1 protein-coding gene is annotated in these 475 nt (G+C 34.9%); it reads right to left on the bottom strand.

From position 1 onward, the window contains the following. On the bottom strand, positions 1–473 hold a 473-nt coding region (locus ACTHUM_RS19250), incomplete at its 3' end, for a hypothetical protein (protein ID WP_440403889.1). Between the last annotated feature and the right edge of the window lie 2 nt (positions 474–475).

Here is a 475-nt window from a genome sequence, read left to right as displayed (position 1 = left end):
GATTTACTGCCATTGATAAAGATAATGTCATGATTTCCCGAATCGGATCCAACCATATTAAAAGTCTGAATATCCCCATCATCAAACTTAACTTTCATTTTACAACCAAGTCCGCATGTAAACTGCCCTTTTGAAATTCCAATAATTACATCATTTCCATATTCCGGATTTTTCCGAATTGTGATTTCTAACTTTGAACCACCGTTATATGGGAAATCAAATTCTGTAGTGTTTTCTGATTGAATGCTAGCCCAATGAGAAGTTTGATTTCTCATTTCATCTTTATTTTCTCCATAATTCCAATTTGATTGTTCTTTCTCAACTTTAGCATCTGTAGTATTTTCCCCATTGGAAACTGATTCCTTCTGCACGGCAGTATTACCTTGCTGACTACCCTTTCCTTGCTGATTGTTATTGACTTGATGACTATTACCAGCAAAAAGACCAATTACAAATAAACCGCCTAAAGCAATAG

The sequence above is a fragment of the Neisseria sp. P0021.S006 genome (assembly GCF_051956895.1).
The sequence above is the reverse complement of the archived record's forward strand: the minus strand, read 5'-3'. Positions and strand labels throughout refer to the sequence as shown.